12 protein-coding genes and 1 pseudogene are annotated in these 19,132 nt (G+C 67.8%); 5 read left to right on the top strand and 8 right to left on the bottom strand.

All coding sequences use genetic code 11. The features are described 5' to 3' along the window. The first annotated feature begins 4 nt into the window (after positions 1-4). Complete coding sequence (locus tag GLX30_RS14405) at positions 5-460, top strand: Lrp/AsnC family transcriptional regulator (RefSeq protein ID WP_159688279.1); 456 nt, start codon at positions 5-7, stop codon at positions 458-460. A 16-nt stretch (positions 461-476) separates the two neighbouring features. Here GLX30_RS14405 and GLX30_RS14400 read toward each other — a convergent pair whose 3' ends face one another. The 7 genes and pseudogenes from GLX30_RS14400 to GLX30_RS14370 all read right to left on the bottom strand — a co-directional run bounded on the left by GLX30_RS14400 (position 477) and on the right by GLX30_RS14370 (position 5,606). Further along, positions 477-755 carry a hypothetical protein gene (locus GLX30_RS14400; RefSeq protein ID WP_159688277.1) on the bottom strand — a complete coding sequence of 93 codons (279 nt, stop codon included), beginning with the start codon at positions 753-755 and terminating at the stop codon, positions 477-479. A 51-nt stretch (positions 756-806) separates the two neighbouring features. After that, positions 807-1,353: pseudogene (locus tag GLX30_RS14395) on the bottom strand (hypothetical protein). Between the two features lie 156 nt (positions 1,354-1,509). Next, complete coding sequence (locus tag GLX30_RS14390; RefSeq protein ID WP_159688274.1) at positions 1,510-2,268, bottom strand: succinate dehydrogenase iron-sulfur subunit; 759 nt, start codon at positions 2,266-2,268, stop codon at positions 1,510-1,512. Further along, positions 2,268-4,022: a succinate dehydrogenase flavoprotein subunit gene (sdhA, locus tag GLX30_RS14385; RefSeq protein WP_159688272.1), complete on the bottom strand. Its 1,755-nt coding sequence runs from the start codon at positions 4,020-4,022 to the stop codon at positions 2,268-2,270. The genes GLX30_RS14390 and sdhA overlap by 1 nt, the downstream gene beginning before the upstream one ends. Positions 4,023-4,046: 24 nt before the next feature. Further along, positions 4,047-4,523 (bottom strand): succinate dehydrogenase hydrophobic membrane anchor subunit, encoded by a 477-nt coding sequence (locus GLX30_RS14380; RefSeq protein WP_005313119.1) that lies wholly within the window; start codon positions 4,521-4,523, stop codon positions 4,047-4,049. 8 nt (positions 4,524-4,531) lie between these two features. Further along, positions 4,532-4,912: a succinate dehydrogenase, cytochrome b556 subunit gene (gene sdhC / locus GLX30_RS14375; RefSeq protein ID WP_005313117.1), complete on the bottom strand. Its 381-nt coding sequence runs from the start codon at positions 4,910-4,912 to the stop codon at positions 4,532-4,534. Between the two features lie 169 nt (positions 4,913-5,081). Next, on the bottom strand, positions 5,082-5,606 hold the full coding sequence (locus GLX30_RS14370) for a 2-oxo-4-hydroxy-4-carboxy-5-ureidoimidazoline decarboxylase (protein ID WP_159695041.1): 525 nt from the start codon (positions 5,604-5,606) through the stop codon (positions 5,082-5,084). A 275-nt stretch (positions 5,607-5,881) separates the two neighbouring features. Here GLX30_RS14370 and GLX30_RS14365 point away from each other — a divergent pair, with 275 nt between their 5' ends. The 3 genes from GLX30_RS14365 to GLX30_RS14355 all read left to right on the top strand — a co-directional run bounded on the left by GLX30_RS14365 (position 5,882) and on the right by GLX30_RS14355 (position 9,371). After that, positions 5,882-7,489, top strand: a complete 1,608-nt coding sequence (locus GLX30_RS14365; RefSeq protein ID WP_159688269.1) for a glycoside hydrolase family 20 protein — start codon at positions 5,882-5,884, stop codon at positions 7,487-7,489. Positions 7,490-7,628: 139 nt separating this feature from the next. Beyond that, complete coding sequence (locus GLX30_RS14360) at positions 7,629-8,567, top strand: DUF4328 domain-containing protein (protein WP_159688267.1); 939 nt, start codon at positions 7,629-7,631, stop codon at positions 8,565-8,567. Between the two features lie 231 nt (positions 8,568-8,798). After that, positions 8,799-9,371, top strand: a complete 573-nt coding sequence (locus GLX30_RS14355; RefSeq protein WP_159688264.1) for a hypothetical protein — start codon at positions 8,799-8,801, stop codon at positions 9,369-9,371. A gap of 201 nt (positions 9,372-9,572) precedes the next feature. Here the strand turns inward: GLX30_RS14355 and GLX30_RS14350 are convergent, their stop codons facing one another. Next, positions 9,573-10,004, bottom strand: a complete 432-nt coding sequence (locus GLX30_RS14350; RefSeq protein ID WP_159688263.1) for a hypothetical protein — start codon at positions 10,002-10,004, stop codon at positions 9,573-9,575. 1,494 nt (positions 10,005-11,498) lie between these two features. Between GLX30_RS14350 and GLX30_RS14345 the strand changes: the two genes are divergently transcribed. Then, complete coding sequence (locus GLX30_RS14345; protein ID WP_244258455.1) at positions 11,499-19,112, top strand: DNRLRE domain-containing protein; 7,614 nt, start codon at positions 11,499-11,501, stop codon at positions 19,110-19,112. Positions 19,113-19,132: the final 20 nt, after the last annotated feature.

Here is a 19,132-nt window from a genome sequence, read left to right as displayed (position 1 = left end):
AACCATGGACGCCGTGGACCGTGAACTCATCGCCCTGCTCCAGGAGGACGCCACCTCGGCCTACGCGGCCCTCGGCAAGGCGGTCGGCCTGTCCGCCGGCGCCGCGCACGAACGCGTAAGGAAACTGCGGGAACGCGGCGTCATCCGCCGCACCACGGTCGAGGTGGACCCGGCGGCCCTGGGACGCGGAGTCCTGGCGTTCGTGATGGTCGAGTCCTCGGCCTGGATGGGCGAGTCCGCGGAGGCGTTCGCAGCGATCCCCGAGATCCAGGAGGCCCACGTCATCGCGGGCAGCGCCTCCGTGCTGGTGAAGGTGCGCACCGCCACCACCGAGCAACTCCAGGACGTGCTGCGCCGCCTGTACGCGATCGACGGCGTCAGCGGCACCCAGGCCACGGTCTCGCTGGAGACGTTCTTCGAACGCCCCGTCTCCCCGCTGGACACGCCCCTCGGGAGCTGACTGTCAGCGGGGCGTCCTACTGTTCGGTCATGGCCTGTTCGATCATGGCAAGGGTGACCTTCGTCGACGAGACGACATCGGGTGACCGGCGGGACGCCCTGGGGCTTCCGGTCGCGGAAGAGCGCCTGGGCCCGGTCGGCCGGCCCACCCCGGCTCCGTCCGCGCCCTGTTCGCCCTCGTCGAACGGCCGCCGGTCAAGGCGGTCGTGGCGGGGGCCGCGGTTCGGGCGCTCGCGGACCTGAAGGGCGCCGCGGGGCGCGCGGAGCTGATGCGGCTCACGGACCGTGTCGGTCACACGGCGACACTGCGTCAGATCCGGCGGGCCCTCGCGTCGTGACGGCCGTGACTACATGGTGCTCAGCGAGCGCGCATAGTTGATCTGCCCCATCACCATCTGGAACGTCTCCGGGCCCTGGGCCGGAATCATCGTCGAGTGGTGCTTGCCGCCGCTGGTCACCGTGACCTGGATGAAGCCCGTGGTGGTCTTCTCCTTCATCAACAGGAACAGCAGCCCCAGCAGACAGAAGATGAAGAAGACGATCGCGAGCACGATCGCGTGCGTCGGGATCTTCTCCTCGGTGCGCGACATGTCCGTCGCGTTCCACACCGAGCCCTTGAGCGGCATCGTGCCGGCGGGGGTGACGATCGAGTCACCCATCACCGTGATGTCCCGATCGACACCAGCGGCGCACCGCCCGTCGGAGCGGGAGGGCCCGTGTACGGCACCGGGACTCCGGCGGGCTGGGTCTGCGAGTAGCCCGGTGCCGGGTCCTGCGGATAGCCGTACCCCGGTGCGGCGTTGGGGTAGCCGTAGGCCGGCGTGCTGCCGGGCGGCTGGCTGGGCCCCACTGGTACTCGGGCTCCCCGTCCCTGTACGGATTCGGCGTGCTCATGTTCTCGTCCCCGCTTCCCGTCCCACTGCGTCAGGTCAGACGTCCCCTGATCCTGCCAGGTGCGGACCCCAGGGGTGAAGTCCGCGCCGGTACCCGTACGGACACGACAGGGCCCGCGTCCCCGAAGGAAGCGGGCCCTGTCGTGCTGAGGATGTGTCAGAAGCGACGCGTGATCAGGGCGCGCTTCACTTCCTGGATCGCCTTGGTGACCTCGATACCGCGCGGGCAGGCGTCCGTGCAGTTGAACGTGGTGCGGCAACGCCACACGCCGTCCTTGTCGTTGAGGATCTCCAGACGCTGCTCGCCGGCCTCGTCACGCGAGTCGAAGATGAAGCGGTGCGCGTTGACGATCGCCGCCGGGCCGAAGTACTGGCCGTCGTTCCAGAACACCGGGCACGAGGACGTGCAGGCGGCGCACAGGATGCACTTGGTGGTGTCGTCGAAACGCTCGCGGTCCTCCGCGGACTGCAGACGCTCACGCGTGGGCTCGTTGCCCTTCGTGATCAGGAACGGCATCACGTCGCGGTACGCCTGGAAGAACGGCTCCATGTCCACGACCAGGTCCTTGAGGACCGTCAGGCCCTTTATGGCCTCGATCGTGATGGGCTTCTCCGGGTTGATGTCCTTGATCAGCGTCTTGCAGGCGAGCCTGTTCTTGCCGTTGATCCGCATCGCGTCGGAGCCGCAGATGCCGTGCGCGCACGAGCGGCGGAAGGTGAGCGAGCCGTCGACGTCCCACTTGATCTTGTGGAGGGCGTCGAGGACGCGCTCCTTGGGGTCGATCTCGATCTGGAAGTCCTCCCAGACCGCGTGCTCCGACACCTCGGGGTTGAAGCGGCGGATCCGGAAGGTGGCGGTGATGTACGGGGAGTCGGCGAAGCCGGCCTCCCGCTTCTCCAGGGTCGGGGTAGCCATCAGTACTTACGCTCCATCGGCTGGTAGCGGGTCTGGACGACCGGCTTGTAGTCGAGACGGATCGACTGGGTGCCGTCGTCGCCCACCTCGCGGTACGCCATGGTGTGGCGCATGAAGTTGACGTCGTCGCGGTTCGGGAAGTCCTCGCGGTAGTGACCGCCGCGCGACTCCTTGCGGGCCAGCGCGGAAACGGCCATGACCTCGGCCAGGTCGAGCAGGTTGCCCAGCTCGATGGCCTCCAGCAGGTCCGTGTTGAACCGCTTGCCCTTGTCCTGGATGGACACGCGCAGGTAGCGCTCGCGCAGCTCGGCGATCTTCTCGACCGCGGTCTTGATCGTCTGCTCGGTGCGGAACACCATCACGTTGGCGTCCATCGTCTCCTGGAGCTCCTTGCGGAGCACGGAGACCCGCTCGGAGCCGGTGGAGCTGCGGAGCCGCTCGACCTGCTCGGCGACGAACGACGCGGGGTTCTCCGGAAGGTCGACGTAGTCGGACTTCGCGGAGTACTCGGCGGCGGCGATACCGGCGCGCTTGCCGAAGACGTTGATGTCCAGCAGCGAGTTGGTGCCCAGACGGTTGGCGCCGTGGACCGACACGCAGGCGACCTCGCCGGCGGCGTACAGACCCGGGACGACGGTGGTGTTGTCGCGCAGGACCTCACCCTCGACGTTGGTCGGGATGCCGCCCATGGCGTAGTGCGCGGTCGGCTGGATCGGGATCGGGTCCGTGTAGGGCTCGATGCCGAGGTAGGTACGCGCGAACTCGGTGATGTCCGGGAGCTTGGCGTCCAGCTGCTCCGGCGGCAGGTGGGTGAGGTCCAGGAAGACGTGGTCGCCCTCGGGACCGCAGCCGCGGCCCTCGCGGATCTCCGTGTAGATGGAGCGGGAGACGACGTCACGGGACGCGAGGTCCTTCATGACCGGCGCGTACTTCTCCATGAAGCGCTCGCCGTCCTTGTTGCGGAGGATGCCGCCCTCACCACGGGCGCCCTCCGTCAGCAGGATGCCCATGCGCCAGATGCCCGTCGGGTGGAACTGGAAGAACTCCATGTCCTCCAGCGGCAGGCCGCGCCGGTAGCAGGCGGCCTGGCCGTCACCGGTCAGCGTGTGCGCGTTGGAGGTCACCTTGAAGAACTTGCCGGTGCCGCCGGACGCGTAGATCACGGCCTTCGCCTGGAAGACGTGGATCTCACCGGTGGCCAGCTCGTAGGCGACCACACCGGCGGACTTCTTGACGCCGTCGACCTCGGTGATCAGCTGGTCCAGGACGTAGAACTCGTTGAAGAACTCCACACCCTCCTTGACGCAGTTCTGGTACAGCGTCTGGAGGATCATGTGGCCGGTGCGGTCCGCGGCGTAGCAGGACCGGCGGACCGGGGCCTCGCCGTGGTTGCGGGAGTGGCCGCCGAAGCGGCGCTGGTCGATGGTGCCGTCCGGGGTCCGGTTGAACGGCAGGCCCATCTTCTCCAGGTCGAGGACGGCGTCGATGGCCTCCTTCGCCAGGATCTCGGCGGCGTCCTGGTCGACCAGGTAGTCACCGCCCTTGACCGTGTCGAACGTGTGCCACTCCCAGTTGTCCTCTTCCACGTTGGCCAGCGCGGCGGCCATACCGCCCTGCGCGGCGCCCGTGTGGGAGCGGGTGGGGTAGAGCTTCGTCAGCACGGCGGTGCGGCTGCGCTTCGTCGCCTCGATGGCGGCGCGCATGCCGGCGCCGCCGGCGCCGACGATGACGGTGTCGTACTTGTGGATCTTCATGGGTGGATTACCTCAGCCCCGTGCCTAGCGGATGTTCGGGTCGAAGGTGAAGATCACCAGCGTGCCCAGAAGGATGGTGAACACCGTGGCGGTGTACAGCAGGCCCTTGAGCCACAGGCGCGTGTTCGGACGCTCCGCGTAGTCGTTGATGACGGTGCGGAGGCCGTTGGCGCCGTGCAGCATGGCAAGCCACAGCATCAGCAGGTCCCAGGTCTGCCAGAACGGGGACGCCCAGCGGCCGGCCACGAAGGCGAAGCCGATCTTGGAGACGCCGCCGTCGAGCACCAGCTGGATCAGCAGGTGGCCGATGACCAGGACGACGAGGACCACACCGGACAGGCGCATGAACAGCCATGCGGCCATCTCGAAGTTGCCGCGGGTCGAGCGCGGGGTCTTCTTCGTGCGCTTGCGGGGGGCCTCGATGAGCGGGGCCGGGTTGTCCACGTCGTAGAGGTGAGCGCCCTCGACGGGACCGACGGCGGAAGTGGTGTCAGCGGACATTTCTGGCCTCAGCTCCCGAAGACTTCGCGGACGGCGTGGCCGAGCACGGGGTAAAGGGCGCCCACCATCAGCACGAACCAGATGGCCATGACGGACCAGAGCATCTGCTTCTGGTAGCGCGGGCCCTTGGACCAGAAGTCCACGGCGATGACGCGCAGGCCGTTGAGCGCGTGGAAGAGAATCGCGGCGACCAGGCCGTATTCGAGAAGCGCGACGATCGGCGTCTTGTAGGTGGCGACGACCTCGTCGTACGCCTCGGGGGAGACGCGGACGAGAGCGGTGTCCAGCACGTGTACGAACAGGAAGAAGAAGATGAGGACGCCGGTGACTCGATGAGCCACCCAGGACCACATTCCTTCCCGGCCGCGGTACAGCGTTCCAGCCGGCACGGAAGAACCCTCCGGGAGCGGGGATTGGGGCCATGCCGGCTTGTGGGTGTCGGTCTGGCCCGGCCGGGTACGGTCCACCGGCCCCGGCCATCGTAGCGACGTGTTGTCGGTTCGTTCGCCCGGGGGCCACCGGTGTGATCAAACAGGCAATCAATCAGCCTCGTACGGACTAAGCCACGGACTCCTCGGAGGCCCCCGCGACGTCGCTTTCCGGATGGTTGGCCACTACATGGGACAGCCTTGACCGGGCCAGTGCGCGCAGTTCCTCCGCGGAGATGGCGCGCTCCTCGTCCGGTTCGTGGGACAGTCTGCTCCGGATACCGGCCAGTACCTGGTCGAGGTACTCGTCAGGCCGGTATGCGTCGAGGCAGATGACGAACGCATGTCCGAATCGGCTCTCGTAGGCGGCGTGCGCGGCGGCCAGCGCGGTGTGGGCGGCCTGCGGGGCGCTCGGCGGCAGTCCGGTGGACGACTCGCCGGTCAGCGCCTCGTGCACATCGGCGGGCGTGAGGTCGTATCCGGCCTCGTCGCACGCGGCGAGGAGGGACTCGAGGTCGGGATAGGGGCGGTGCGTGACCACGCGCCAGGCCCATCGGCGGCTGCCGCAGCAGGCGAGGACGATCGCTTCCGCCTCGTCGGCCGGGGCGCTGTTGAAGTGCTCGAGCCCCGGCTCCGCGCGACGCTGGGACGGTATGGCAGAAGGGGCGCCCGCGTCCCGGGTGTGGTGGAGTGTCGGCGGTCGCTTCGGGAGGCCGGCGTGGGAATCGCTGGACAGCGGGGACTCCTCGAACGGGACAGCGGGGCGGCAGGGAAGGGAGAGAAGGGTGTGTCGTAACGCTATCGATGTGGACGTGAAGGTGTCCGACGGATGCGCGAATTTCACCCGGACGGGAGAGTTTGGCCATAAGTAATGGACGCAGGAGGGGGTGCTTCTACGGGGTTTCGCCACTTATGGGAGGTATCAGAACGATGTGGCTCTCTCACAGGACCCGGCTCGCCGGTGTGTCGGCAGCCTCGGCCGCCGTCTTCTCGATGATGCTCGCCGGCTGTTCCGACGACGGCGCCGGTGGATCCGGCAGCGCACCGCCCGACCGGGCCGGAACGACCTCCGGGGCCGCGGCCCCCAGCCCGACGCCCAGCCCCACCCGCAGCTACGCGCTCTCCGAAGCGCCGGCCACCATTCCCTCCGTACGGAGCCACCAGGCCGCCCGCGGCCCCGGCTGGAGCAGGACCGCCGACAGCGGGGTCGTCGTCGCGAAGGGCAGCGAGGAGCTCTCCGACGAGGGCCGGCTGCTCGCCCAGGAGCTGAAGCTCGCCTATCGGGGCACCGTCGCCGCCGGACCGGGCGACGTGGAACTGGCACTCGCCGGGAACGGCGCCGCCGAGTCGTACACGCTGACCACCAGCGGCGGGAAGGTCCGCATAACCGGACCGGACGAGGCCGGGGTCTTCTACGGCACCCGGACCCTGAAGCAGTCGGTGCGCTCCGGCGGCTCGATGCCCGAGGGCGTCGTACGCGACCGGCCCGACCGCCCCCAGCGCGGACTGAACGTCGACATCGCGCGCAAGTACTTCACCGCCGGGTGGCTCGAGGACCGGCTGCGGGAGATGGCCGACCTCAAGCTCAACCAGCTGGGGCTGCACTTCTCGGACGACCAGGCCTTCCGCATCGAGTCCGACTCGCACCCCGAGGTGGTCTCCGAGCAGCACCTCACCAAGGACGAGGTCCGCCGGATCCTGGCGCTCGCCGAGAGGCTCCACATCACCGTCGTCGGCGAGATCGACTCCCCGGGACACCTGGGCGCCGTGATGCGGGCGCACCCCCAGCTCCAGCTGCGCAACACGCAGGGTGTACCCCGGCAGGGCGCCATCGACATCTCCAAGCCCGAATCCGCCCGCATCGTCGACGACCTGCTGCGTGAGTACACGGCGCTCTTCCCCGGGGCGTGGTTCCACGTCGGCGCCGACGAGTACCAGGCCCTCACGGTGAGCGACCCGCAGGCCTCCTACCCGCAGCTCGCGCAGGCCGCCCGCCAGAAGTACGGCGACGCCGCCACCATCCAGGACCTCGCGGAGGGCTGGCTGAACGACCGGGCCGCGGTGGTGCGGGAGGCGAAGAAGATCCCCAAGGCGTGGAACGACGGCTTCTTCAGCGGCGGGGTGGTCACCGCCGACAAGGGCATCGAGGTCGAGTACTGGACAGGCAAGGAGATCGGGGCCCGCCCGCCCCAGGAGTATCTGGCGGAGGGCCGCCGCGTGGTGAACCTCAACGACGAGTTCCTCTACTACGTGCTCGGCGAGCCCAACCAGTTCACCTACCCGACGGGCCGCCGCATCTACGAGCAGTGGACGCCGCTGGTGCTGCGCGGCACGGAGCCCGTACCGGAGAAGTACTCGGACCAGATCCTGGGCGGCCGCTTCGCGGTCTGGTGCGACCTGGCCAACGCCCAGACCCAGGAACAGGTCGCGGCCGGCATCCGCCGCCCGCTCCAGGCGACGGCCCAGAAGCTGTGGGACCCGCGGCAGCCGTCGCTGAGCTGGCAGTCCTTCGAGTCGCTGGCGCAGAAACTGGGCTGACCAGCACGGACTGCTGGACGGCGGCCGTCACGCGGACATATGTTCCGCGGGCGGCCGCCGTTCCTGGCGGCCGCGTTGTGCGACGTCTCCTGGGGAGGGGCGTCGCTCTCAATTCTTTTCTGTGGGGGGTCACTCATTCATGCTCTGTTCCGGATGCCGTGAGAACACGGTCGCTGCGGGCGAGGATCTCTGCGAGCGCTGCTCGGCGGGGGCGGCGGACACGTCGCCGCCGGCGGAGTCGGACCGGGCCGTGTCGTCGCCGTCGGCCGAGCCGCCCGGCTCGGGCCCGGCCGCGGTGGACACGTCGTCACCACCGGTCGGCTCGGGCCCGGCGGCTCCGGACGTGGTCCCGCAGGCCAGGGTCTCGAAGGCCCCGCCCGCACCAGGACTGCGTCCGGTGGTGCAGGGGCCGTGGCCGCTGTCGGTACTGCGGTCGCCCGTGGGGCTGGGGCACGCGGTGTCCGTGCTGCTCCTGCTGGTCGCCCTCGGCGAGATCGCCGCCGCCGTGGCCGCACTCAATCTCCGGCGCCTGATGGGTCTCGTGACCGTCGGGTTCTCCGAGGAGGACGCGGAGTTCGCCGACCGGCTGCTGGTGGCCACCTCCGCCTTCCAGATCGCCGCCTACCTGGCGACGGTCGTGGTCTTCATCGTGTGGTTCCACCGGGTGCGGTCCAATGCCGATGCCTTCGCGCCCGGCATGGTCGAGCGCGGGCGGGGCTGGGCCGTCGGCGGCTGGTTCGTTCCCGTCGCGGGCCTCTGGATCCCACGCGGGATCGCCGTCGAGGTGTGGAGGGCCAGCCGCACGGATCCCCTTGCGCCGGACAGGCACGAGCCCCACACGCTGGTGAACATCTGGTGGGTCGGATTCGTCGTGGCCACCGTGTTCACGCGCTACGCGGACCGGGTCTACGACAAGGCCACGACTGCGCAGCAGGTCGTCAGCGCCGTGGATCAGCTCGTCGTCGGCAACGCCCTGCAGATCGTCGCCGCGGTGATCGCCGTGCTCTTCGTCCGCCGGCTGACGCACATGCAGCACACCAAGGCGTTGAACGGGACGGCGCGGACGGTCGCGGTGTGAGTCCGCCCGGGGGCGTGCGGGCTCACACCGCGGTCCGCGAGGCCGGGCCAACAGCCGTGCGGGCGGGCCCTGTTCCTGTGGAGGGAAAGTAACAGAGGCATGACGTAAATGTGTGCGCACGGATCCAGCCGACGGTAACGTTCTGGCCACGGAGTGACGTAATTCCGCCAACGGACGCAGTAGGGACAAGTACAAGGGCTAGTACTGCGTCCGCGACGGAAGGCGTCCCGCATGACCTCCAAGAGCCTGACGGTACTCATCGCACAGGCGGATGAGCGTGGCCTGGCCGCGAGCGGGCTCGCGTGCCTCGACCGCTGTCTGCCGCTGCTCGCGACGGAGGACGACACGCTTCGTCCGCTCTGGGCGGGCCTCGCCGGCGGCGAGGAGGAGTGGGCCGGCGCGCTCGCGGCGGCGCGGCAGGCCATGGAGACCGTGCCACCGGGCGACGAAGACGCCGCCCTCGTACGGGGGATGCTCGGCGCGGCCCCCTCCGACTGGGCCGTGACGTCCCTGCGCGAGTGGGCCGACGGCTGCTCCGTCACCGCCCTCGAGGTGCACCGGCGTTTCGACATGGGCGACTGTCCGGCCGAGAACATCGAGCGCTGCCGCGAGGGCGAGGGTGAGGGCGAGCCGGACGGAGTCGGGCCCCTCGTGGAGGGTGAGTTGCGGCGCCAGGCCCAGGTGCTGGAGATCCTCGCGGAGCCACCCGGTGGCAACGGTCTGCGGCACGCGCTCGAAGTGTCGACGGAAGGACGCCGCATCCTCCGCGCGGCGGTCTCGCGCCGGGCGCGCGTCACGGGCTGAGGCGGCGGGCACGCCCGGCCGGTGCGCCGGGCACGCTGAACGGCTGCCCCCCCACCATGAGGGCGGGGAGCGGCCGTTGAGACGGTCGGTCAGTGCGCCGGCCAGACGGCCCTCGGTGCTCTTCTCGCCCGCCGCGCGCGGGTCCCTCTCGTCCTCATGCCCGTCCCTCGTGACCTCGTCCGCGCATCGTGCGCGCGATGGTCAGTTGTCGGCGGCGGGCAGCTCGCCCGCGCAGGTGGCGCGACCGAACTCGCCCATGGCCGTGGCACGTTGGACGTGCTCGCCGCGGATCGCGAGGGTGCAGGCCGCCTGGCCGCCCTTCTCGCCGAGGACGATGGCGATGGTCGGCGGCTTGCCCAGCGGCACTTGGACGGTCTTCTTCCACGGAAGCTCGGCATCCCGGACGACGGTCGCCGTGCCGTCCTCGCTGCGGGCGAGGTACGAGATCTCGACCGGGCCCTCGCCCGTGACCTCGTACGTCACCGCGGCGGTCGGCACAGCCGGGGGCTTCGGCTTCTCCTCGGTGTCGAGTACGCCGTAGCCGACGAGGCCGCCGCATGCGAGCAGCAGGACGGCTGCGATCGCCGCTCCGGCCCGGCCGCCCCCGGCGCCCTGCTCCGTGCTCTCGTTCACCGTCCCGGTGGTCGTCGTTCGCTCCGCATTCGCTTCCGCGTGAGTCTTTTCCGCGCCGGTCGTTTCAGCTTCAGCGGATTCCGTGTCCGGCGTTTCGTCGGACTTTCCCTCCGGCTCTGTGCTTTCCGTGGATTCCTTGGATGACATGAGCGGGGCTCGGCTTTCGGGTAGTCGGCTGCATCGGATGACGTCGAACCGGGCGGTTATACACCACGGACGGCACGCCGCGCGAGCGACCGAGCAAAAGGGACGAAGCGGCTGGGGTGCCGTGTGTTGCCCGTAATGTCCGTGCGCTTGACGTGGCGTCACTTGGATGATCAATAATCCCCTGCCGCGCTCGTGAGCTGCGCAGATCCCCGCTCACGTGCAGAAGAGCGGCACGGATTCAGGCTGCATCGGAAACCCCCGATGGGGCTTACTCGGCGTGCCGCTTTTCCGTTGTGCGGACCCCTTCCGCGTGCGGGGATTCGGCCCGCAGTGCGGAAAGGTAATGACGTGAAAGTTCCATTCAGGAGATATATCTCCTGTCTGGTGGTGTCGGCGGTGGCGGGAACGCTGCTGCCGCAGGTCGCTTATGCGGCCCCGTCATCAGGGCCCGAAAAGGACGACGGAAAGGGCGTTTTCGACACCATAGCGGGCTGGTTCTCGGACGAGGACGAGAAGGGCGACGCGAAGCCTCCGGTCGGTGGAAGGCTCGAGATACCGAGCCGGGAGAAGCTCCCGAAGGGCAAGAAGCTGCCGCCCGCGCAGCGGGTCAAGGAGCTGACGGAGCGGCGTACGGCGCAGGCGCGCTTCTGGCAGATGTCGGACGGGCGCGTGGAGGCCGAGCTGTCGGCGCAGCCCGAGTCGTACCGGTCGGGTGCGTCGTGGAAGCCGATCGACACGACGGTGCGCGCGTCCGACGCGAAGGGCTTCGACTTCGCGAACACGACGAACACCGGGCGCAGCTGGTTCGGTTCGGACGCCTCGAAGCTGGTGCGTTTCGAGACGGCCTCCGGCCAGGCGGTCACCCTCGGTCTCGAGGGTGCGGCCAAGGGTGTCGCGCCGTCCGCGAAGGGCGACACGGTCACCTACAAGGGCCTGGCGTCCGGTGCGGACGTGTCGTACCAGGTGGGTACGGGCCGGGTGAAGGAGAACATCACCCTGGCCGGACCGCCGAAGACACCGGCGAAGTTCGTCTTCACGCTGGACGCCGGCGAGCTGGAGCCGAAGGAGCGGGGCGACGGTTCGATCGCGCTGTTCGGCGAGGACCCGGCGAACCCGGTGCTGGTGATTCCGCCGGCGTTCATGGCGGACGCGAAGAAGGACAAGGCGTCTCCGTACGGCACCTCCTACAGCGCGAAGGTGTCGCAGGAGCTGTCCCGGCACGGCAAGCAGTGGCGGCTGACGGTCACGCCGGATGCGAAGTGGCTGGCGGCGCCGGAGCGGCAGTACCCGGTGGTGATCGACCCGACGATCACGATCGCGCCGACGCCGACCCAGTCGCAGGACGTCATGGTCCGCTCGGACGCGCCGACGACGAACTTCAACAGCACGTGGGACATGTCGGCGGGCAAGACCAGCAGCACGGGCATCGCCCGGTCGCTGATCAGGTTCCCGCTGGACGAGATCCCGGCCGGTTCGAAGATCGACACCGCGCAGCTGTCGATGTACTTCGACCAGGTCCACACCTCCGGTTCGACCGACGTCGACGTGGAGGTCCGCCGGGCGACCGGCGCGTGGGACGAGACCACGGCGACGTGGGAGAAGACCAGCACCTTCGTGGGCGAGCAGTCGGCGACCACGGTCCTGATGGACGACGGTGACACGGGCACGGCCGCGGTCGGCGAGTGGCCACGGGTCACCGGCACCGGCCACGCGAGCGATTACACGTACAACAAGAACACCGCGACCGGTGAGTCGTACACGTGGCAGCCGATGGTCCCCGAGGCCGCAGACTACAAGGTCGAGGTGCACACGCCGGTACAGGCGGACGGCGCGACGGCCGCCCCGTACACGGTGACGTCGGCCGAGCCGGCCGCGAACTTCACGGTCAACCAGGCCACGGGCACCACGGGCTGGCGTCAGCTCGGCACGTCGCAGATCGACTTCGCCAAGGGCAACACGGGCAAGATCGTCCTGGGCGACACCGGTGACACCACGAAGCGGACGATCGCCGACGGCGTCAGGCTGGTCAACCCGGCGCAGATCCGCAAGGACATCGGCGAGTACAACCAGTGGCACAACTTCCGGGTCGGCGACACCGTCCAGAAGTGGGTCTCGGGCACCTCCCCCAACTACGGCTTCGTCATCAAGGCCGTCGACGAGTCCTCCACCGCACCGCTCGGCGGTCCGCAGTACGAGGCCGGGGACTACGACTACGGCGGCGAGACGTCCACCATTCCGCGCCTGACGGTCACCTTCGGCAAGGTCGGCACCTCGCTGAACTCGCCGACCGTCGTGCACGGCACCGGTCCGGAGCTGTCCTGGGCGGCGTACAAGAACACCACCGGTGACGCGGACCTGGACATCGCCGAGTACCAGCTGCACCGCTCCACGCAGCAGGTGTTCACGCCCTCGGCCGCGACGCTGGTCGCCCCGATCGCCAGGACGGCGACCGCCTACACGGACACCACCGCGGTCCCGACCCCGGACTCCAGCAGCGCGGAGATCGGCAAGTCGTACTACTACCAGATCGCGGTCAAGACGGCCGACGGCCAGGTGCTGGGCTCCCCGACCCGTGTCGTGGGCGTCCCGAAGGCCGGCCGCACCATGCGCCTCATCCAGGCCGGCGCCGGTGTCACCGACACCACGCTGTCGTCGCTGAAGCCGACGACCAACCTGAACACGATCGAGCAGGGCACCCTCGGCCAGGACTGGCTGACCGTGGGCAACAACTCGGCCACCTACGACCGGACCCGCGCGGTCGTCAAGTGGCCCACCACCACCATTCCCAGCACCGCGACGGTGCTCGAGAGCCGCGTCTTCCTGTGGTCCACGATGACCACACGGGACACCACCACCAAGGCCCAGTACAACCTGCACGGGCTGACCCGGGACTTCACGGAGACCCAGGCCACCTGGAACAACGCCAACTCCACCACCGCGTGGACCACGGCGGGCGGTGACCACTCCTCGGTGATCTCCGACTACGTGCCCGCCTTCAACACCGACCTCGGCCGCCACTGGTGGGACGCCACGTCCCTCACCCAGAGCTGGGTCAAGACGCCCACCAGCAACAAGGGCACCCTGATCAAGCTGAAGGACGAGTCCACGGCCGGCCCGCAGGAACGCTCCATCTTCCTGTCGTCCGCCGCGCCCGACCCGCAGCTGCGCCCGCTGCTGCGCGTGATCTACGTCGACTCCACCACGGAGGACACGTACTACGCGCCGCAGACCCCGTCCCGGATGACCCCGAACACCACCTACGCGGTGGAGTTCACGGTCACCAACACGACGTCCTCGGCGTGGGCCGCGGGTGAGCGCGAGCTCTCCTACACCTGGAAGCTTCCCGACGGCACGGACGTGACCACCGGCGGCAACCAGCTGGAGACCCCGATCCCGGCCCTGCTGCCGGGCAAGTCGGCCACGATCCAGGCGCAGGTCGCCACCCCGATCAACTCGGACTCGGGCAACAAGCGCAACGAGTACGTACTCGGCTGGGACGTACGCAAGATCGCCGACGGGACGTGGCTGTCCGCCGGCACGGGCGGCATTCCGTCGCTGAAGCAGAACGTGGCGGTGGAGGACCCGACGTCCAACACGCTGGGCCTGGAGAAGTTCTACTCGTACACCGGTAAGAACACCGGTGCCGGTTCCACGGTCATGAACAACCTGGCCTCGGGCAACAGCGTCTGGCAGTACAACGCGTTCAACAACCCCGGCCGGGGACTGAACACGTTCTTCCGGGTGGCGTACAACTCGCTGGACACCTCGGACACGGTCTCCGGCCATGGCTGGTCGTTCCAGGCCTCGGGCCCGATCCGGCTGGGTGCGCCGCTGGACTTCCACCCCAATCCGAACCCTACGGAGATCCGGCTCCCGGACGGCGACGGCACCACGCACGTCTTCCGCAAGCAGGCGGACGGCACGTGGAAGGCCCCGGCCGGCGTCCACTACAGGGTCACGCCCAAGGCCGGCCTGGACTGCACCCCGGCCAAGGACCCGATCCCGGACGCCTGGACGCTCACGCGCCCCGACGGCACCCGCTTCCAGTTCGGCTGCGACGGCTACATGACGTCCGCGATCGACAAGAACGGCAACACGCAGGCGTTCACGTACGAGGAGCGGAGGTCCAACAACAAGCCGACCAAGTTCCTGCTTTACATCACGGACCCGGCGGGACGCCAGTCGCTCACGGTCGACTACTACGACAAGGCCGAGGCCTCTTCGCCGAAGATCGAGGACCACATCCAGTCGGTCACCGACATCTCGGGCCGCAAGCTCACGTTCGAGTACTCGGACAAGGGCCTGCTGACCAGGATGACCGACGGTGTGGGCTCGGCCCAGCCGAAGGTCTTCGGCTTCACGTACGACGCCACGCAGGGCAACAAGAACGTCAAGCTGGTCCAGATCACCGACCCGCGGAGCAACGCCACGAAGCTGGCGTTCAACGAGCCGTCGGCCGGGGACGACCCGAAGTACCACTGGTGGACGAAGACGGTCACCGACCGTCTGAACGGGACGACCGGGTTCACGTACGCGGCGAATGCGTCGAACGCGAAGTTCACCGACACCAGGGTGACGGACGCGGAGTCACACACCACCGCCTATGTGGCGGACGACTTCGGTCGTCCGGTGCAGACGACGAACGCCAAGTCCGAGACCACCAAGATGGCGTGGGACGCGGACAACAACGTCACCTACCTGGAGGAGGCCAACGGTGCCAAGACCGCTTACTGCTACGACCAGAAGACCGGCTATCCGCTCTGGTCGCGGGACGCGGAGAACAACAAGTCCGGTGTTCCGGCCGCTTCGGAATGCGCTCCTGGTACGTACCCGGCCAACTCGCAGCAGTACAGCTACCAGACCCGTCTGGACGGCTACTCGGCAGACCTGTACACCAAGACCTCTCCGGAGGGCCGAAAGTGGCAGTTCGGATATGACTCGTTCGGCAACCTGAAGTCGGTTACCGACCCCAAGGGAGTCGCGACGTCGACGGCGGACGACTACACCACCACGTACGAGTACAACGCCTACGGTCAGATGACCAAGGCGATCGACGCCAATGGCAACCCGACGACCAACAGCGATTTCGGTCCCACGGGTTATCCGGCCACCATCGCCGACGCGCTGGGCAAGGCGACGTCCTTCGTCTACGACGAGCGCGGCCAGGTCCGCGAGGTGACCGACGCGCTGGGCAAGAAGACCACGCAGGAGTACGACGCGTTCGGCCGCCCGACGGTGAAGACAGTGCCGAAGGACCAGGCAGCGGGTGTCCTGATCACGATGCCGGCGCCGGAGTACGACGCGAACGACAACGTCACCAAGGCGACCGCGCCCAATGGTGCGGCGTCCACGGCGGTGTTCGACGCGGCGGACCAGATCACCTCGGAGACCGCGCCGAAGGACACGGCCACCTCCAGTGAGCGCAGGACGGTCTACACCTACGACAAGGTCGGCAACCTCAAGACGACGACCGAGCCGAAGGGCGTGCTGACCACGTCGGATGCGACCGACTACGTCACCACCAACGCCTACGACGAGATCTACCAGCTCACCTCCGTGGTGAACTCCGAGCAGGACAAGATCTCCTACAAGTACGACACCGTCGGCAATGTCACCCAGATCGTCGACCCGAAGAAGAACGTCACGGCGGACCCGTCCGACTACCTGACCAAGACCGCCTACGATCTGAACCACCGGGTCACCACGGTCACGAACGCGGCCGGCAAGTCCACCTCGACCACCTACGACAAGGACTCCCTGGTCATTCAGACCAAGGATGCCGAGGGCAACATCACGTACGTCGACTACGACGAGCGCGGTAAGCAGAAGGAGGTCCGGGCCCCTTACGAGGGCACCACGTTCCGCAAGACCCAGTTCGAGTACGACCAGGTCGGCAACACCACCAAGGTGATCACCCCGCGGGGCACGGCCACGGCCGCCGCGGACGACTTCGCCCAGCGCACCGAGTACGACGCGCTGAACCGACCGGTCAAGCAGTTCCAGCCGTACGACCCGGCCGACGGCCGCTACAACAGCCCGAACGTCTACACGCAGACTGTGTACGACGCGGTGGGCCGGGTGACGAAGAGCTCGCTGCCGCCGTCGGAGGGCCAGACGGTCCGCAACGACACGGTCATCGAGTACTTCGACAACGGCTGGACGAAGAAGTCCACCGACCCGTGGGACATCACCACGAGCTACGACTACACCGAGCTCGGGCAGCAGAAGGCCCGCACGCTCACCTCGGCGGGCGGGTCCTCGGACCGCACCATGACGTGGTCGTACTACCCCGACGGCAAGCTGAAGGCCAAGGCGGACGATGGTGTGCCGGTGGGCAAGTCGGTGGTCCTGGTGGACAACTCCGACACCCAGCACACCTCTTACACCGGCACGTGGGCAAAGGGCGACATCGCCGGGCAGCAGGGCTACGACCACCGTACCCACGCGGCCGGCAGCGGTACCGATGCCTTCACGTGGTCGCTGAACATCCCCAAGGACGGCACGTACACCGCGTATGTGAAGTACCCGAAGGTGACCGGCGCGGCGACGACGGCGAAGTACACCCTGTCCCAGGGGGCGACCTCGCAGCCGGCGGTGACCAAGGACCAGAACGCGTCCACCGGCACGTGGGTCCCGCTCGGCTCCTACAGCCTCAAGCAGGGCAACGATGCCAAACTGAAGCTGGAGCAGAACGCCGGCGGGATCGTCGTCGCGGACGGGGTCAAGCTGGTACGGGACACTTCGGGTGAGACCGACAGCGAGAAGAAGTCCTTCGCCTACGCCTACGACGTCAACGGCAACCTGACCTCGATCGACGACACCTCCTTGGGTGCGAAGATCGACGCCTACACGATCGCCTACACCGGGCTCAACCAGGTCGCCAAGGTGACCGAGGCGCTGGCCGGGGCGGAGAAGAAGGCCACGTCGTACGCGTACGACGCAAACGGCAAGCCGGAGACGATCACTCACCCCGACCAGTTCTCCAAGTACACCTACAACCTGCGTGATCTGGTCGAGTCGGTCTCGGTCAGCAAGAGCGCGACGGACACCTCGCCGAAGGTGACGTCGTACACCTACACCGACCGGGGCCTGAAGCTCCGGGAGACCAAGAACAACAAGAACACGGTAGACCACACCTACTACCTCAACGGTGCGGTCAGGACGACCACGGAGAAGAAGCCGAACGGCACCCTCGTCTCCTCGCACGCCTACGCCTACGACCCCAACGGGAACAAGGCGCAGGACGTCGCGAAGAAGATGAACGCCGACAACAACGCGGCCTACCTCGAGTCGACCACCGACTACACCTACGACCCCATGAACCGGCTCGCCAAGTCGGTCAAGACGGGCAACGGCGCGGGCACCGAGACGTACGTCCACGACGACAACGCCAACGTCATCAGCCAGTCGGTCAAGGGCACGTCCACGACGTACACCTACGACCGCAACCGGCTGGTCTCGGCGACGGCGGGCGGCACGACGGCCACCTACAACTACGACCCGTTCGGTCGTCAGGAGTCTGTCACCGGCGGCGGCAAGGTCATCGAACGTTCGGTGTACGACGGCTTCGACCACGTCGTCGAGTCCCAGAAGATGGACGACGCCGGCGCGCTGAAGTCGACGAAGTACACCTTCGACCCGCTGGACCGTACGGCGTCCAAGACGGCCGACGGCAAGACCACCGACTTCACCTACCTCGGCCTGTCGACCGAGGTGCTGGGTGAGGAGGTCGCCGGCGAGCTCACCAAGTCGTACCAGTACAGCCCGTGGGGCGAGCGACTGTCGCAGGTCAAGCACAACAGTGACGGCACCAGCGAGGACGGCTACTACGGCTACAACTCGCACACCGATGTCGAGACACTGACCGACAAGGACGGCAACTCCAAGGCCACCTACGGTTACACCGCCTACGGCTCGGACGACGACTCGGAGTTCACCGGCATCGACAAGCCCGACGCCGGCGACCCGACCAAGGAGGCCTACAACCCCTACCGCTACAACTCCAAGCGGTGGGACGCCCACTCCGGCACTTACGACATGGGATTCCGGGACTACAGCCCCGGACTCAACCGGTTCACCAGCCGGGACATGTACAACGGTGCCCTCGCGGACATGGGCCTCGGCTCGGATCCCTACACCGGGAACCGATATGCCTTCACCGGCGGCAATCCCACGACCTTCATCGAGATCGATGGGCACTGCTTCGGCTGGGATGCCTGCGAGGACTTCTTCGGTGATGCCGGGGACGTCGTCGCCGGTGGCGCGAAGAAGGCGAAGGGCGGCTGGCTCACCGTCGTCGATACGTTCCTCACGGGCATCGGGTGGTACAACGAAACGGCCCCCAACGGGTTCACATCCGAGCACACGGGCGACTACAGCAAGGGCCGGCTCGTCACGCCCGAGGACGACTGGGACTGGGTACCGGCGGACACGCTGTACCCGTTCACGCAGGACAACTGCACCGATGACCAGAGTGCGGTGTTCTACCAGCCCCTCGACAAGTACGACAGGGCGCAGGGCGTGCGGGCCTGCCTCAACAAGGGGGACTTCAGCTGGGTCAATGACAAGGGCCAGACGATGGGCAACTCCGACTCCATGATCGCGGGATCGCCGGTTCCGCGTCCCATGAGGGATTACCCGGAGACCATCGCCCCGGGTATGAAGGCGGGGATGAACCGCGGTCACCTGTTGGCCAACGCGCTGGGCGGCAGCGGTACGGACCGTCGGAATCTGGTTTCCTTGTGGGCCACGCCCAACAGGTCGCAGATGAAGAAGGTGGAGAACCAGGTCGCCAAGATGGTGGAGGCGGGGGACACGGTCTACTACGAAGTAACCGCCCACTACACCGGCCGGAATGGCGCTCCCGATCACCTGACCATCAACTGGTTGAACATGGACACCGGGGAAGTTCCGATCGATCCGATTACGATCTGGAATACTCCTACGGGGCTCCAACCCTGAGTTAGTCAGCCGGTTCGCCG

Source organism: Streptomyces sp. Tu 2975, assembly GCF_009832925.1.
Classification (GTDB): Bacteria; Actinomycetota; Actinomycetes; order Streptomycetales; family Streptomycetaceae; genus Streptomyces.
The sequence above is the reverse complement of the archived record's forward strand: the minus strand, read 5'-3'. Positions and strand labels throughout refer to the sequence as shown.